Origin of the sequence: Pseudomonas sp. NY15364, from assembly GCF_048068235.1 — a bacterium.
In the GTDB taxonomy this organism is placed as follows: domain Bacteria; phylum Pseudomonadota; class Gammaproteobacteria; order Pseudomonadales; family Pseudomonadaceae; genus Aquipseudomonas; species Aquipseudomonas mendocina_D.
Genome location: NZ_JBLUPX010000003.1, coordinates 19,235 through 33,070 on the forward strand (window position 1 = coordinate 19,235; position 13,836 = coordinate 33,070).

Genomic DNA, 13,836 nt, shown 5'->3' on the forward strand with positions numbered 1-13,836 from the left:
CCGTGTAGCCCGGATGAAATCCGGGGGGTCTATCAAGGGATCTCCCGGATTGCATCCGGACTACGCTCCGACGCCTGTTGCAAGGCCACGCCGGCGCCGATCAGGCCGGGGTACTCAGCCGTCACCAGCCACACCGGAATGCCGTCAAGGTAATGGCTCATGCAGCCCTTGTCGCGGAAACTCTTGGCAAAACCGCTGGCGAGAAAGCGCTCGGCAAAACGCGGCACCACGCCGCCGACGATGTACACCCCGCCACGCGCGCCCAGCGTCAGCACATTGTTGCCGGCAACGCGCCCGAGCCAGACGCTGAACTGCTCCAGCACCTCGGCAGCGACCGGCTCGCCGGCCATGCCTGCGCTAGTGATGGCCGCTGGCGTCGCGTGCTGCAAAGGCTGACCGTCCAGCTCACAGATGGCCCGATACAGCACCAGCAGACCATTGCCACTGAGCACGTCTTCGGCGCGCACATGGCCCAGCTGTCGATAGAGAGCCTGCCAGAGCTCGGCCTCACGCGGGCTGCCGATGGGTAGATCAACGTGACCACCCTCGCCCGGCAACACCAGCCAACGCCCGTCAGCCTGCTCCAGCAACGTTCCGACACCCAGGCCGGTACCGGCACCGATCACCAGCACCGGACGATCTGCCTGCGCCTGCCCCTCGCACACCACTACCCGCTCATGCTCGGCCAGACGGGTCATGCCCAGGGCCATGGCGGAGAAGTCGTTGATCATCAGCAGCTCGTCGACCTGCAACGCTTCGCAGAAGGCGGCACGATCGATACGCCAATGATTGTTGGTGAAACGAAACAGATCACCGCTGACCGGCCCGGCGCAGGCCAGGCACACCGAGCCGATAGACCCCAGCGGCAGCCCCTGGGCGTGCAGATAGGCGACGATGGCCTGTTCCGGCCCTGCGAAATCGGCGGTCGGCAGAACCTGCACCGCCTCCAGTTGCTCGTCACGCCACAGGGCAAAGCGTGCGTTGGTACCACCGATATCGCCGACCAGAGCCAGTTTCACGAGAATATCTCCTGAGCGAAGGCCGTTCGCTGATCGGCAACTGCAGAAAAGTGAGGATGCATGGCATCGACTCCAAACCCGAATTATTTTTGTAGTTCAGACAACGCGCACCACAATAAACCCGAAAATAACGCCTATCAAGCCAGCCAAAGTTGTAATAACAACAATATTCAATACCAACTCATAGCCTGCGCCCCGCACAACAGATTCAGCCCTCGGCATGATCCCGGACAATATCGGCGGCGTTGCTGCGACCTAGACTCGCACCGGCGCATGGCGGGTTTCACCCGCCCTACTGGTCATCCGCATGGAGAGCTGCAGCATGTCACCCGATATCGTCATCGTCATCGTCGGCGCCGGCCCGGCCAGCCTGTGCCTGGCACGCGCCCTGTCCGGGCACGGCCTGTCCATCGTGGTGCTGGAGCGCCAGGCCGAGCAGGCACTGGCCGAACCTGCCTTCGACGGCCGCGAGATCGCCCTCACCCACGGCTCGCAGGCGCTGCTGGAGCGTCTCGGCCTGTGGCAGCGCCTGCCCTCCGAGGATGTCGCCGTGCTGCGCGACGCCCAGGTATTCAACGGCCCCTCGCTGTTCGCCCTGAAGATCCGCGCCGAACAGGCCGGTGCCGAGCGACTCGGTCATCTGGTGGCCAACCAGGCCATTCGCCGTGCTGCCTATCAGGCGCTAAGCGAATGCGCCGATGTGCAATTGCTGTGTGAAACCAGCGTACGCTCCATCGAGCAAAGCCAGAACGAGGTGAAGCTGGTGCTGCAAGACGGCCAGGTACTGCAACCACGCCTGCTGGTCGCCGCCGACAGCCGCTTCTCGGAAACGCGCCGCCAGCTCGGCATCGGCGCGCAACTCAAGGACTTCGGCAAGAGCATGCTGGTATGCCGCATGCAGCACGAGCAGGATCACCAGCAAATCGCCTGGGAATGGTTCGGCTACGGCCAGACCCTGGCCCTGCTACCGCTCAATGGCCGGCAGTCGTCGATGGTCCTCACCCTGCCACCGCGCGAGATCGAGCGCCTGCAAAAGCTCGACGAAACCAGCTTTGCCCGCGAAATGGAAAAGCGCTTCGACCGCCGCCTCGGCGCCATGCAACTGGCCAGCAGCCGCCACACCTATCCGCTGGTGGGCGCGTACGCACGACGCATGGTCGGCACTCGCTGCGCCCTGCTCGGCGATGCCGCCGTGGGCATGCATCCGGTCACCGCGCATGGCTTCAACTTCGGTCTGATTGGCGTGCAACTGCTCAGCGAGGCGCTACTGGCCGCCCATGGCAAACGCCAGGACATCGGTTCAACGTCAGCGCTGGTCCGCTACGAACGCCAGCTGCGTCTGGCTACCTGGCCGCTGTACCAGGCCACCAACCTGCTGGTGGAGCTGTACACCAACGACCACCTGCCGGCCCGTCTGCTGCGCGGCGCCGGCCTGCGTGTGGCGCAGGGTCTGCTGCCGTTGAAGAAGGGCATTGCTCGCCACCTGACCGCCCAGGCCTGAGCCCTGCAAGCGCGCGCCGAACTTGGCGCGCGCCACCTGCCGCTCCATCTGATACGCATCAGACAGCAGTTTCTGAGTCTGTTTTGTTTTCCCCAGCCTCCATACAGTTTCGCCATTCGCGCGGCTGCGCCCGCATTACTGTATGGAAGGTTACCGCGATGCAATCTGCTGCTCCCCACCCGGCCTACAACTACAAGGTCGTTCGCCAATTCACCATCATGACCCTCTTCTGGGGCGTGGTGGGCATGTGCAACGGTGTGTTCATCGCCGCCCAACTGGTCTGGCCGGAGCTCAATTTTGACACACCCTGGCTGAGCTTCGGCCGCCTGCGCCCACTGCATACCAGCCTGGTGATCTTCGGCTTCGCCGGCAGCGCGCAGTTCGCCGCCAGCTACTACGCCGTGCAGCGCACCTGCCAGACGCGACTGTTTTCCGACAAACTGGCCGCCTTCACCTTCTGGGGCTGGCAGGCGACCATCCTGATCATGCTGGTGACCCTACCCATGGGCCTGACCACCACCAAGGAATACGCCGAGATCGAATTCACCGGCGCGGTGTGGATGGCCATCGTCTGGGTCGCCTACGGCATCGTCTTCTTCACCACCCTGACGCAGCGCAAGACCCGCCACATCTACGTCGGCAACTGGTTCTTCGGCGCCTTCATCGTGGTCATCGCCATGCTGCACATCGTCAACCACCTGTCGGTGCCGGTGAGCTGGTTCAAGTCCTACTCGATCTACTCCGGTGCCACCGATGCCATGGTGCAGTGGTGGTATGGGCACAACGCGGTGGGCTTCTTCCTCACCACCGGTTTCCTGGGGATGATGTATTACTTCGTGCCCAAGCAGGTGAACCGGCCGGTGTATTCCTACCGCCTGTCGATCGTCCACTTCTGGGCGCTGATCACCCTGTACATCTGGGCTGGCCCGCACCACCTGCACTACACCGCCTTGCCGGACTGGGCGCAGAGCCTGGGTATGGTGATGTCGATCATCCTCCTGGCGCCAAGCTGGGGCGGCATGGTCAACGGCATGATGACGCTGTCCGGTGCCTGGCACCTGCTGCGCACCGACCCGATCCTGCGCTTTCTGGTGGTGTCCCTGGCGTTCTACGGCATGTCGACCTTCGAAGGCCCGATGATGGCGATCAAGACGGTCAACGCCCTGTCCCACTACACCGACTGGACCATCGGCCACGTGCATGCCGGCGCCCTCGGCTGGGTAGCCATGATCACCTTCGGCTCGCTCTATCACCTGATCCCGAAAGTCTTCGCTCGCGACAGCATGTACAGCACCGGCATGATCAACGCGCACTTCTGGCTGGCGACCATCGGCACCGTGCTGTACATCGCCTCGATGTGGGTCAACGGCATTACCCAGGGCCTGATGTGGCGCGCGGTGAACGAGGACGGCACCCTCACCTACTCCTTCGTCGAGGCGCTGGAGGCCAGTCACCCCGGCTTCGTGGTACGCCTGGTCGGCGGTCTGTGCTTCCTCGCCGGCATGCTGCTGATGGCGCTCAACACCTGGCTGACACTGCGTCGCCCGGCTACCGAGTCGCACGATGCCGCAGAGGCCGCTCATGCTGGCTGAAGCCTGGTGGATGATCGCCTTGGCGGTGTTCTTCCTCGGCGTGCAACTGAGCCTCGGGCGCGGCAGCCAGCGTGACCTCAACGAGGCCACCATGCTGCCGTTTGCCGACGATCCCGAAGTGGCCCGACGGGTCGAGCGCGATACCGGGCGCAGCACCCGCGGCTGCGCCTGCCCCGGTACGTGCAGCGGGAGCTGCGAGCATCAGGGACAGCAGGAGTTCTGAGGGCGCTCAGACCCACTGATCATTACGCTTGCGCTTGACCCGCAGCATGGTCGGCAAAATCAGCCCGAGCAGCAGCCCGGCGCCGGCGATGCTGCCGCCATAGGCCATGTAGCGCATCAGCACCTGCTGCTGCTCCTCACCCAGTTGCGCCTGGGCATCACGCAGCTGCGAACGGGTGGTGGTCAGTTCGGCGTCCAGCGCGCCGCGGGCGGCCTGCAGCTCGTCGATCAGGTTCTTGCGCGTGTCGAGGGTTTCCTGCATGCCTTGCACGCGGGCCTTCCAGGCATCGTCGATGCCTTTGAGCTCAGCGCTGAGGTCGGCGACTTTCTGTTCCAGTTGCGGCAGGCGTTCGGTCTGGCCTGGCACCGATTGCAGGTCGCGGCTGGGAATCCAGACGCTGTTGCCGCTTGCGCTACGCACCTGGCTGTAGTCGCCCTGAGTGCGCAGCAGCTCCACTTTCTCCCCGGAAACCAGCGTGCCGACGATACGGTAGCCATCGGTGGGGCCGCTGCGTACGTATGTATTGAGGCTGTCGCTGACCCAGCGCTGGTTACTGGCGGCCTCTTCCGCCAGTGACGGCTGCACGCCGCCGAGCAGGCCACCGAGTAGCAGGCAGGCACCGAGAATGCGGGGTTGGAGTGGAGCATGACGAGATAAAAACATGGGGCGATCTTCACATGGCAGTCAGACGAACCCGGCGAACGGGATGAACGATGCCGGCCACACGCACGAGCACATGCTCAAGCACGATTCAGGCAGAATCCGCGACGTAGACGCCACACTAACGGCCAATAGCCATCAATTCCTGCCGGTACGGGCCGACAGCAGACAGACATTGGCCACTTGCTTCGAGTTCACTCGCAGCAGGAGATGGTAGATGGACGGAGCGTCGTCTCAGAACCTGTTCACGATCTCGCGAGCTAGAGCCAGGCAAGGCGAAACCAGGCGAAAAAACGCAGTTTACGAGTTGTAAATGAGCATTTTGAGCGTGGTTTCAACGCAGCATGGCCGACGCGCAGCAGATCGTGAACAGGTTCTCAGGCGTTGTGGCGCTGCACGAAGGAGCAGAAGTCCGCCAATGGCATCGGCCGGCCAAGCAGGTAGCCCTGGAACTGGCTGCAGCCGTTATCAGCCAGAAACCGCCGCTGCGCCTCGGTTTCCACGCCCTCGGCGATCACCGTCATGCCCATGCTCTGCCCCAGGGCGATCACCGTACGCACGATGGTTTCGCTATTGGCATCGGTGAGCACGTCACAGATGAACGACCGGTCTATTTTCAGTTTGCTCAGCGGCAGACGCTTGAGGTGGCTGAGGGAAGAAAAACCGGTACCAAAGTCATCCAGCGAGAAGCGCACGCCCTGCTCGACCAGCGCCGCCATCTTGCGCGTCAGGTCCTCCATGTCGCGGACGATCAGCGTCTCGGTCAGTTCCAGTTCCAGGCGCTGGGCATCGATACCGTGACGCTCGATCAGGCCGAGAATTTCGGCGACGAAACTGCTCTGCGAGAATTGCTTCTGGCTGATATTCACCGCCAGCCCTACATCGCCAAAGAGCGGGTCATCCTTCCATTGCCGCAAGCGCGCGGCCGTTTGCTCCAGCACCCACTGGCCAATGGGGATGATCAACCCGGTGTTCTCGGCGTGGTCGATGAACTCGCCCGGCGCCAGCAAACCACGCTGTGGGTGCTGCCAGCGAATCAGCAATTCGGCACCGATCACCCGGTTCGCGTCATTGAGCTGCGGTTGGTAATACAGCACGAACTGCCGCTCACGCACGGCCGCGCGCAAGTCACGATCCAGCTCCGAGCGCTCGGCGGTATCGCTTTGCAGGATGTGCAGGAGCAGGAAAAACAGCGCCATGGCGGCAACGCCCTGCACCCAGGAGCCGACGATGCGCACATCGTCCGGCAGCGCATAAAGATCGGTGGGCCGCCAGTTGGACGCGGCCAGTGCAACGAACAGCAGCAGACAGAACAGGCACATGCCGTAACGCAGCCACAAGGGCTCATCGCGGAAGGCCATCAACGCACCGACGGCCACCGGCAGCAGATAGAGATGAGTCGCACGCGGCGCCGTGAGCGTCGGCGGGTCGAGCAGCAGGGTCGAGGCGATGACGATAAGGATCAGCGCACCGAACAGAATCAGGTTGGCGCTGCGCGCCTGGTTGCGCAGGGTCAGCGCGAAAACCGCCACACCGCTGCAGACGATAGCCACATCCATGATGACGATGGCCCAGTAGCCGCGAGAGGAAAAGAACAGCCCCCAGAGCAGGCCCATCACGATCATCACCACGCTCGACAGCATGCGCATCCGGCGCTCGCGGCGCTGGCCGACCAGAGCCAGGTCTGCACCATGCCAGAGTTTGCGAACGCGTCTGCCGAAGCTGGAGAGTGATGGCATGATGAAATCCTGATTCGATCACTTCATTCTTGAAGCTGCCTGGCCGAATGCAAGTTTCCCAGATGCTTTTAATGCTGCCAGTGCGCCTCACTGGCCAAGCGTTCGGCAATCAAGTCCATCGGCCTCCGCCATGGTGATACCCCTCCCACCGCCTACAGCGCCCCCGTGCGCTGCTATTGCCCCACCTACCGCCGCGCCAGACGCGCCGCTCATATGAACGGTAAGGCCGACCTTCGCGCCCCATATCTATACAAAAGCTGTACAACTTTATTTTTTGTACATATATTAGATTCAAACAGGGCTCGTACAACGCTTGCACACCTTGCTCCAGGCCTGCTTGCCACGACCGACGACAGCCCAAACAAGCTGCGCAATCCGGCAACACTCTCTCCCCTTTTTTGGTTGCCGGATTTTTTTACTCAATGCCCGTCGCCGCCGGGCGCCGAATCAACGGCTGGACGCGGCCCCCGTCAGCCGCCTCAGAGGCAACGACCATGGCCACCCTGATTCGACCTCTGCCCCCTGCCGTATTGCTGTTTTTGCTGCTGCTCGGCCAGCCAGTGCAGGCCACTACTCAGGACGGCTGGCGGGAACAACTACCGCAGGCCAGTCTGGTGGGTAGCGGCGACTTCAGCTGGTTCGGCTTCTCGGTCTACAACGCCAAGTTGTGGAGCCCGACTCGGCAGGTGGATTTCACCGATCCCTTTGCCCTGGAACTGACCTACCGGCGCACCATCAGCCGGGAAACCCTGGTCGATACCAGCCTCGATGAAATTCGCCGGATCAACGGCGAGCCCCTCGACAGCGAACAGCAGAGCGTCTGGACGAAACAGATGAGCCAGGCTTTCGTCGACGTGAAGGATGGCACGCGCATCACCGGCGTATTCCTGCCCGGCGAGGGCTGCCGTTTCTATGTCGATGGCAAGCTGCAACACGTCATCGATGATCAAGAGTTCGCCCGTGCCTTCTTCTCCATCTGGCTCGACCCGCAGACCCGCAGCCCGAAACTGCGTGCCGCTCTGCTTGGCCTTAACCCGTGAGGTACTACATGAAAGCCCTATTGATCGTGCTGAGCACTCTGCTGCTGATCAGCTGCGGCCAGGTCCCGGTCGAGCGTTACGCCAACGAGAAACCCGTGCTGGATCTGCCCACTTACTTCTCCGGGCCGGTGCAGGCCTGGGGCATGTTCCAGGATCGCTCCGGTGAGGTGATCAAGCGCTTTCATGTCGATATCCAGAGCCGCCGCGACGGCGACAAACTGATACTCGACGAGCGCTTCCTGTACAGCGACGGCACCCGCCAGCGTCGGGTCTGGACCCTGACCCCGGACGGTGAAGGACGCTGGATCGGCACCGCCGACGACGTGGTCGGCGAAGCCATCGGTGAAGTGGCTGGCAATGCTCTGCGCTGGCGTTATCACCTCAACCTACCGGTGGATGACAGCACCTACGTCGTCTACTTCGACGACTGGATGTACCTGATGGATGACGACACCCTGATCAACCGCTCGGCCATGAGCAAGTTCGGCATCGAACTGGGCCAGGTCACGCTATTCTTCCGCCGGGGCGCTGCCACACCATGACCCTGAATAGCCTGGGCAACGGCTACAAGGCGCTGGTGATTGGCGCCAGCGGCAGCCTCGGCCAGGCCTTCTGCCAGGCGCTGCGTGCCGACCCCAACTGCGCCAGTGTGCGCGAGCTGAGCCGCAGCAGCTCGCCGTCACTCGATCTCGAGGCGCCGGCCAGCATCGCCGAAGCTGCTGCGGCATTGGCGGACGAAGGGCCTTACCAACTGATTCTGCACTGCGCCGGGTTGCTCCATCGCGACGGTATCGCACCGGAGAAAAGTCTGGCGGCCATCGAGGCCGATGCGTTGCAGGCGGTATTTCAGGTCAATGCACTGGGGCCAGCGCTGGTGCTGCGCCACTTCCTGCCGCTGCTCGACAAACAGGGCGCCATGGCCATGCTCTCAGCCAAGGTCGGCAGCATCGGCGACAACCGTCTCGGTGGTTGGTACGCCTACCGTGCGTCCAAGGCGGCGCTGAACATGCTGATCAAGACCGCCGCCATCGAGCTGGCACGCAGCAAGCCCAAAGCTCGACTGCTCAGCCTGCATCCCGGCACAGTGATTTCGCCGCTGTCACAGCCCTTTCGCGGCGCCGCAGCCGCACGACCGGCCGAACAGGCAGCAGCGGAATTGCTGCGGGTGATCGATAGCCTGGGGCCGGAACACAGTGGCAGCTTCCACGCCTACGACGGCCAACCACTGCCCTGGTAGCACCACCTACAAGCCACCGAACAGGTCGAAAGAATCCAGCAGGCGCCAGGCGATTTCCGGCTTTTTCTCCATGGCTCGTCGAATTGCCGCCGGAATGTTCTGCCGGGTCTTGCGGCACAACCCCGGATGCGCCTCGAAACGCATGTGAATACCGCGCATGCTGCGCACCTCGCCATGGGCCGGCTCGATGTGCAGGCGAATACCCAGGTTGTCGAACATGCGCTGTTGCATGCGCTCAAGGTCTTCCAAGCTCTGCAGGTTTTCCAGGCGTTCGAGCAGGCGCTGCTCCTCCTGCCGGGTCAACAGCAGCACGCGGGTATCGGCACCCGGCCTGTCCAGCAGCTCATCACGCTGGCAGTCGCAAGCGCCTGGCGGGCAAGGATTTCGGAGCAGCAGCGGCGAATTCATGGCCCTGATCATAGCCATAGCGAAACGCGCTGCCCATCCACGGCTATCGGCCGACTTGCCAGTAACGCAGACTCCGTTAAGCTCACAGCATTTCCCCCGATGCAAGGATCACCATCATGCTGCGCCTCACTACTCTTGCCGCTGGCCTGCTGCTCTCGGCCAACGTCTTCGCGCTGTCCCTCTCCGATCTAAGCCAGCAGGACGCCAGCGGTGGTCTCAAGGACGCGCTGATCCAGGGCGCCCAGGTGGCCGTCAAGCAGTTGGGCACGCCCGGCGGCTTCAGCAACAACCCGGACGTGCGCATCGAACTGCCCGGCAAACTCGGCAAAGCCGCCAAGACCATGAAGATGATGGGCATGGGTACCCAGGTCGATCAGCTCGAAGCGAGCATGAACAAGGCTGCCGAAGCCGCCGTGCCGCAGGCTCAGGCTCTGTTGGTCGACGCGGTGAAGAAGATGACCGTAGCCGACGCCAAGTCGATTCTCAGCGGCCCGCAGGACTCGGCCACCCAGTACCTGAACAAGAGCAGCCGCGAGCAGATCCGCGCCAAGTTCCTGCCCATCGTCAAGCAGGCCACCGACCAGGTCGGCCTGGCCCAGCAATACAACGCCTTCGCCGGCCAGGCCGCCAGCTTTGGCGTGGTCGACGCCAAGAGCAGCACGGTGGAAAGCTACGTGACCGAACAGGCTCTCGATGGCCTGTTCGAGATGATTGCCAAGCAGGAAGCCAGCATCCGCCAGAACCCGGCCGGTGCCGCTACCAGCCTGGCGAAGAAGGTGTTCGGCGCGCTCTGAGAAGAGCCCTTGACGCAGCCTGAGTAGGAGCCCCGCCCCGGGGCGAAGCCTTTGGCTTTGCGGTGATCTTTCGATTCGCCGCGAGGCGCGGCTCCTACGGGTGATGTGACCTGCGGGTTATCCTTTTTTGGCCATAGCACGCCGCCCTGATTCGCGGCAGGGCGCCGCTCACACTCGCTACGTCAGCGCTTAACTGTCCCCACCAGCGGTGCGTTTGCGCTTAGGGCAGACAAAGCTTGTCCAACGCGGGCCTGGCGAAGAAAAAACCCTGCATGTAGCGGATACCAAGCTCGATCAGCGCATCACGCTCACCAACACTTTCGATGCCCTCGGCGATGATGCGAATGCCCAGGCGCTGCGCGACCAGCACGATACCGGCGACGATGGCCTGGCGCACCGGGTCCTGATCGATGCCGCGGGTCAGGGCCATGTCCAGCTTGAGCAGGTGCGGTTGGAATTCGGCCAGCAGATTGAGCCCGGAGTAGCCCGCGCCAAAATCGTCGATGGCGGTGGTGAAGCCCTGCTTGCCGTACTCGGCGAAGATCCGCTTGAGGTGCTCCGCATCATGGATCTGCTCGCCTTCGGTCACCTCGAACATCAGCCGCTCGCGCGGGAAGTCAAAGCGCTGCGCCGCCTCCAGCGTGGCGCGAATGCAGGTCTCGGCGCGATACACCGCATTAGGCAGGAAGTTGATGCTGAGCAGACAATCCGGAATATCGAGCAGCCCGAGCTTCGCAGCCTGCTCAATGGCCTTGACCCGGCAGGCCTGATCGAAACGGTAGCGGTTGCCATCGTTGACCCGTCCGAGAATCTCCCCCGCCGACTCGCCGTTGACACCACGCACCAGCGCCTCGTAGGCGAAGGGTCGCTGCTCCTCGACATCCAGAATCAGCTGAAAGGCCATGGTGAAGTCGAACCCCAATGCCTCGGGGTTGCGACACTCGGCGCAGCCCACAGCCCGAAATGGCTGAGGAAAGATGCTCTGGCTGACAATACCCATAGGCGCTTCCTTATAGAACAAGACGTGGAGACTCCGTCATTGTCATCCTAGTCAAAAACGAAAGGAAGCCACCTGTTTTTCCAGCGACAACGCCAGTTACTGCAAGCCTTGTGCGGTACGCGATATATCGGCCACCGCCTCACTGTTCTCCATCGACATCTGTGCGATGCGCTCGACATTGCGCGCCACGTCCTGATTGGCGACCGTCTGCTCACGCAGCGCCAGGGAGATCTGATCCACCACACCGACCACACTGGTGGCTGCGTGGGACTGCTCCTGAGTGGACACCGACAGCTGGCTGGCGGCGCTGGAGATGTTCTGCGCGGCGCCGACCAGTTGTTCGGCGCCGCCGGCTCCGGCAGAAGCCGACGGCGAAGGAGGGCATAACCCAAAACGAAAGCCCCGCCGGGCTTGTGGCCGGGCGGGGCTTTCGGTTGCCGTTACCGATCAGGCGCAGGCGGCTTGCATCTGCCGATGCGTGTCGATGAGGTGCTGCACCACGCCAGGATCGGCCAGCGTGGAGATGTCGCCGAGGGAATCGTATTCGGCGGTAGCGATCTTGCGCAGGATGCGGCGCATGATTTTGCCCGAGCGAGTCTTCGGCAGGCCAGGCGCCCACTGAATGACGTCCGGCGTGGCAATCGGACCAATCTCCTTACGCACCCAGTTCTTCAGCTCCTGACGCAACTGCTCGGAAGACTCCTCGCCAGCGTTCAGGGTGACGTAGACGTAGATGCCCTGACCCTTGATGTCGTGCGGTACGCCAACCACCGCGGCCTCGGCCACTTTCGGGTGGGCGACCATGGCGCTTTCTACTTCGGCGGTGCCCATGCGGTGGCCGGAGACGTTGAGCACGTCATCGACGCGACCGGTGATCCACCAGTAGCCATCTTCGTCGCGGCGCGCACCGTCACCGGTGAAGTACATGCCGCGGAAGGTCTTGAAGTAGGTGTCGACGAAGCGGTCGTGGTCGCCGTACAGGGTACGTGCCTGACCCGGCCAGGAATCGATAATCACCAGGTTGCCCTCGGCAGGGCCTTCGATGATGTTACCCAGGTTGTCCACCAGCGCCGGCTGCACGCCGAAGAACGGCCGTGCGGCAGAACCCGGCTTCAGGCCGTGAGCACCTGGTAGCGGGGTCATCAGGCAGGCACCGGTTTCGGTCTGCCACCAGGTATCGACGATCGGGCAGCGGCTCTGGCCAACGTTCTCGTAGTACCACTGCCAGGCTTCCGGGTTGATCGGCTCACCCACAGACCCCAACAGACGCAGGCTGGAACCATCGGCACCTTCGACTGCGGCCTTGCCCTCAGCCATCATGGCGCGGATCGCGGTCGGCGCGGTGTAGAGAATGTTGACCTTGTGCTTGTCGACGATCTGCGCCACGCGACGCACGTCCGGATAGTTCGGCACGCCCTCGAACATCAGGGTAGTGGCGCCGTTGGACAGCGGCCCGTAGACGAGGTAGGTGTGGCCGGTGACCCAGCCGATGTCGGCGGTACACCAGAAAACCTCGCCCGGACGGTAATCGAACACGCGCTCATGGGTCAGCGAAGCGTAGGTCAGATAACCGCCGGTGGTGTGCAGCACGCCCTTGGGCTTGCCGGTGGAACCGGAGGTGTAGAGGATGAACAGGGCTTCTTCAGCACCCATTTCCTTCGGCGCGCAGACGCTGCCAGCGACCTTCATCAGATCTTCGTACCAGATGTCGCGATGCTGGTTCCACTTGATGTCGGAGCCGGTGCGCTTGACCACGATGATCTTCTGCACGCTGGCGGTTTCCGGGTTGGTCAGCGCATCGTCGACGTTGGCTTTCAGCGGCACCTTGCGGCCACCACGCAGGCCCTCGTCGGCGGTGATCACCACCTTGGACTCGCAGTCGATGATGCGGCCAGCCAGCGCTTCCGGGGAGAAGCCGCCAAAGACCACGGAATGGATGGCGCCGATGCGCGCGCAGGCGAGCATCGCCACCACGGCTTCGGGAATCATCGGCATGTAGATGGTGACGACGTCACCACGGTGCACGTCCTGGCCACGCAGGGCGTTGGCGAACTTGCTCACCTCTTCGTGCAGTTGGCGATAGGTGATCTCGCGGTGCTCGGAAGGGTCGTCGCCTTCCCAGATGATCGCGACCTGGTCACCACGCTCTTCCAGATGACGGTCGAGGCAGTTGTAGGAGACGTTCAGGGTGCCATCGGCGTACCACTTGATATCGACGTGGTGGTCATCGAACGTGGTTTGCTTGACCTTGGTGTAGGGCTTGATCCAGTCGATCCGCTTGCCCTGCTCGCGCCAGAAACCCTCGGGGTTGACCACGGACTGTTGATACATGGCCTTGTAGGTGGCCTCGTCAGTGAGGGTCCGTGCGGCCACCTCGGGACGCACAGGGTAAAGAGACGCAGCACTCATGGAATCACCTCGACGGGGAGTTGTTTTTGTATGGTGCCTTTTGTATCCCCCGACCCTTCGTGAGGCCATTCGACCATGGTCTTACCGCTCTAAGACCATGGTCTTGAACCAGTTTCTGGCGCATGCCCAGCCAAATCGTCAGCGCCAGGGATATGTCGCGGCGCATGGACAAAAAAAGCCCGGCACAAGGCCGGGCACAGAGGTAGACGCGGGA

Annotated in this window: 14 protein-coding genes; 7 read left to right on the forward strand and 7 right to left on the reverse strand. The window is 62.7% G+C overall.

Annotation, left to right across the window (positions count from 1 at the left end; translation table 11 throughout):
- Positions 1-32: 32 nt before the first annotated feature.
- Positions 33-1,019: a glucokinase gene (locus tag ACNFCJ_RS03635; RefSeq protein WP_416769849.1), complete on the reverse strand. Its 987-nt coding sequence runs from the start codon at positions 1,017-1,019 to the stop codon at positions 33-35.
- A 322-nt stretch (positions 1,020-1,341) separates the two neighbouring features.
- On the opposite strand from ACNFCJ_RS03635, the gene ubiM reads away from it, so the two are divergent.
- From ubiM to ACNFCJ_RS03650, 3 genes are all read left to right on the forward strand, one after another.
- Positions 1,342-2,520, forward strand: a complete 1,179-nt coding sequence (ubiM, locus tag ACNFCJ_RS03640; protein WP_416769850.1) for a 5-demethoxyubiquinol-8 5-hydroxylase UbiM — start codon at positions 1,342-1,344, stop codon at positions 2,518-2,520.
- A 158-nt stretch (positions 2,521-2,678) separates the two neighbouring features.
- Entirely contained in the window at positions 2,679-4,112 is a 1,434-nt protein-coding gene (gene ccoN / locus ACNFCJ_RS03645; RefSeq protein WP_179544419.1) for a cytochrome-c oxidase, cbb3-type subunit I, read from the forward strand.
- Positions 4,102-4,335, forward strand: coding sequence for a cbb3-type cytochrome oxidase subunit 3 (locus ACNFCJ_RS03650; protein ID WP_092380398.1), 234 nt, complete (start codon positions 4,102-4,104; stop codon positions 4,333-4,335). Before ccoN ends, ACNFCJ_RS03650 begins: the two co-directional genes overlap by 11 nt.
- Positions 4,336-4,341: 6 nt before the next feature.
- Here ACNFCJ_RS03650 and ACNFCJ_RS03655 read toward each other — a convergent pair whose 3' ends face one another.
- Complete coding sequence (locus ACNFCJ_RS03655) at positions 4,342-4,998, reverse strand: TIGR04211 family SH3 domain-containing protein (RefSeq protein WP_099523573.1); 657 nt, start codon at positions 4,996-4,998, stop codon at positions 4,342-4,344.
- A 374-nt stretch (positions 4,999-5,372) separates the two neighbouring features.
- On the reverse strand, positions 5,373-6,734 hold the full coding sequence (locus ACNFCJ_RS03660; protein ID WP_416769852.1) for a putative bifunctional diguanylate cyclase/phosphodiesterase: 1,362 nt from the start codon (positions 6,732-6,734) through the stop codon (positions 5,373-5,375).
- 494 nt (positions 6,735-7,228) lie between these two features.
- Between ACNFCJ_RS03660 and ACNFCJ_RS03665 the strand changes: the two genes are divergently transcribed.
- Genes ACNFCJ_RS03665 through ACNFCJ_RS03675 form a run of 3 tightly spaced genes read left to right on the forward strand, consistent with a single transcriptional unit; the run spans position 7,229 to position 9,011 of the window.
- Complete coding sequence (locus tag ACNFCJ_RS03665) at positions 7,229-7,774, forward strand: chalcone isomerase family protein (RefSeq protein WP_416769854.1); 546 nt, start codon at positions 7,229-7,231, stop codon at positions 7,772-7,774.
- An 8-nt stretch (positions 7,775-7,782) separates the two neighbouring features.
- Entirely contained in the window at positions 7,783-8,316 is a 534-nt protein-coding gene (locus ACNFCJ_RS03670; RefSeq protein WP_416769855.1) for a DUF3833 domain-containing protein, read from the forward strand.
- Positions 8,313-9,011 carry an SDR family NAD(P)-dependent oxidoreductase gene (locus ACNFCJ_RS03675; RefSeq protein ID WP_416769857.1) on the forward strand — a complete coding sequence of 233 codons (699 nt, stop codon included), beginning with the start codon at positions 8,313-8,315 and terminating at the stop codon, positions 9,009-9,011. The genes ACNFCJ_RS03670 and ACNFCJ_RS03675 overlap by 4 nt, the downstream gene beginning before the upstream one ends.
- Positions 9,012-9,017: 6 nt before the next feature.
- Here the strand turns inward: ACNFCJ_RS03675 and ACNFCJ_RS03680 are convergent, their stop codons facing one another.
- Positions 9,018-9,419 carry a hypothetical protein gene (locus ACNFCJ_RS03680; RefSeq protein ID WP_084341108.1) on the reverse strand — a complete coding sequence of 134 codons (402 nt, stop codon included), beginning with the start codon at positions 9,417-9,419 and terminating at the stop codon, positions 9,018-9,020.
- A 116-nt stretch (positions 9,420-9,535) separates the two neighbouring features.
- On the opposite strand from ACNFCJ_RS03680, the gene ACNFCJ_RS03685 reads away from it, so the two are divergent.
- Positions 9,536-10,213 carry a DUF4197 domain-containing protein gene (locus ACNFCJ_RS03685; protein WP_416769859.1) on the forward strand — a complete coding sequence of 226 codons (678 nt, stop codon included), beginning with the start codon at positions 9,536-9,538 and terminating at the stop codon, positions 10,211-10,213.
- Between the two features lie 220 nt (positions 10,214-10,433).
- Here ACNFCJ_RS03685 and ACNFCJ_RS03690 read toward each other — a convergent pair whose 3' ends face one another.
- The 3 genes from ACNFCJ_RS03690 to acs form a co-directional block, all read right to left on the reverse strand.
- On the reverse strand, positions 10,434-11,213 hold the full coding sequence (locus ACNFCJ_RS03690) for an EAL domain-containing protein (RefSeq protein ID WP_084341110.1): 780 nt from the start codon (positions 11,211-11,213) through the stop codon (positions 10,434-10,436).
- Positions 11,214-11,309: 96 nt separating this feature from the next.
- Positions 11,310-11,501 carry a hypothetical protein gene (locus ACNFCJ_RS03695; RefSeq protein ID WP_416769860.1) on the reverse strand — a complete coding sequence of 64 codons (192 nt, stop codon included), beginning with the start codon at positions 11,499-11,501 and terminating at the stop codon, positions 11,310-11,312.
- Positions 11,502-11,660: 159 nt separating this feature from the next.
- Complete coding sequence (gene acs / locus ACNFCJ_RS03700; protein WP_003462147.1) at positions 11,661-13,622, reverse strand: acetate--CoA ligase; 1,962 nt, start codon at positions 13,620-13,622, stop codon at positions 11,661-11,663.
- Between the last annotated feature and the right edge of the window lie 214 nt (positions 13,623-13,836).

Bases quoted from the DNA above. Each gene is read 5' to 3' on its own strand.
- ubiM (WP_416769850.1), top strand. From the start codon at position 1,342: ATGTCACCCGATATCGTCATCGTCATCGTCGGCGCCGGCCCGGCCAGC.
- ccoN (WP_179544419.1), top strand. From the start codon at position 2,679: ATGCAATCTGCTGCTCCCCACCCGGCCTACAACTACAAGGTCGTTCGC.
- ACNFCJ_RS03650 (WP_092380398.1), top strand. From the start codon at position 4,102: ATGCTGGCTGAAGCCTGGTGGATGATCGCCTTGGCGGTGTTCTTCCTC.
- ACNFCJ_RS03655 (WP_099523573.1), bottom strand. From the start codon at position 4,998: ATGTTTTTATCTCGTCATGCTCCACTCCAACCCCGCATTCTCGGTGCC.
- ACNFCJ_RS03660 (WP_416769852.1), bottom strand. From the start codon at position 6,734: ATGCCATCACTCTCCAGCTTCGGCAGACGCGTTCGCAAACTCTGGCAT.
- ACNFCJ_RS03665 (WP_416769854.1), top strand. From the start codon at position 7,229: ATGGCCACCCTGATTCGACCTCTGCCCCCTGCCGTATTGCTGTTTTTG.
- ACNFCJ_RS03670 (WP_416769855.1), top strand. From the start codon at position 7,783: ATGAAAGCCCTATTGATCGTGCTGAGCACTCTGCTGCTGATCAGCTGC.
- ACNFCJ_RS03675 (WP_416769857.1), top strand. From the start codon at position 8,313: ATGACCCTGAATAGCCTGGGCAACGGCTACAAGGCGCTGGTGATTGGC.
- ACNFCJ_RS03680 (WP_084341108.1), bottom strand. From the start codon at position 9,419: ATGAATTCGCCGCTGCTGCTCCGAAATCCTTGCCCGCCAGGCGCTTGC.
- ACNFCJ_RS03685 (WP_416769859.1), top strand. From the start codon at position 9,536: ATGCTGCGCCTCACTACTCTTGCCGCTGGCCTGCTGCTCTCGGCCAAC.
- ACNFCJ_RS03690 (WP_084341110.1), bottom strand. From the start codon at position 11,213: ATGGGTATTGTCAGCCAGAGCATCTTTCCTCAGCCATTTCGGGCTGTG.
- acs (WP_003462147.1), bottom strand. From the start codon at position 13,622: ATGAGTGCTGCGTCTCTTTACCCTGTGCGTCCCGAGGTGGCCGCACGG.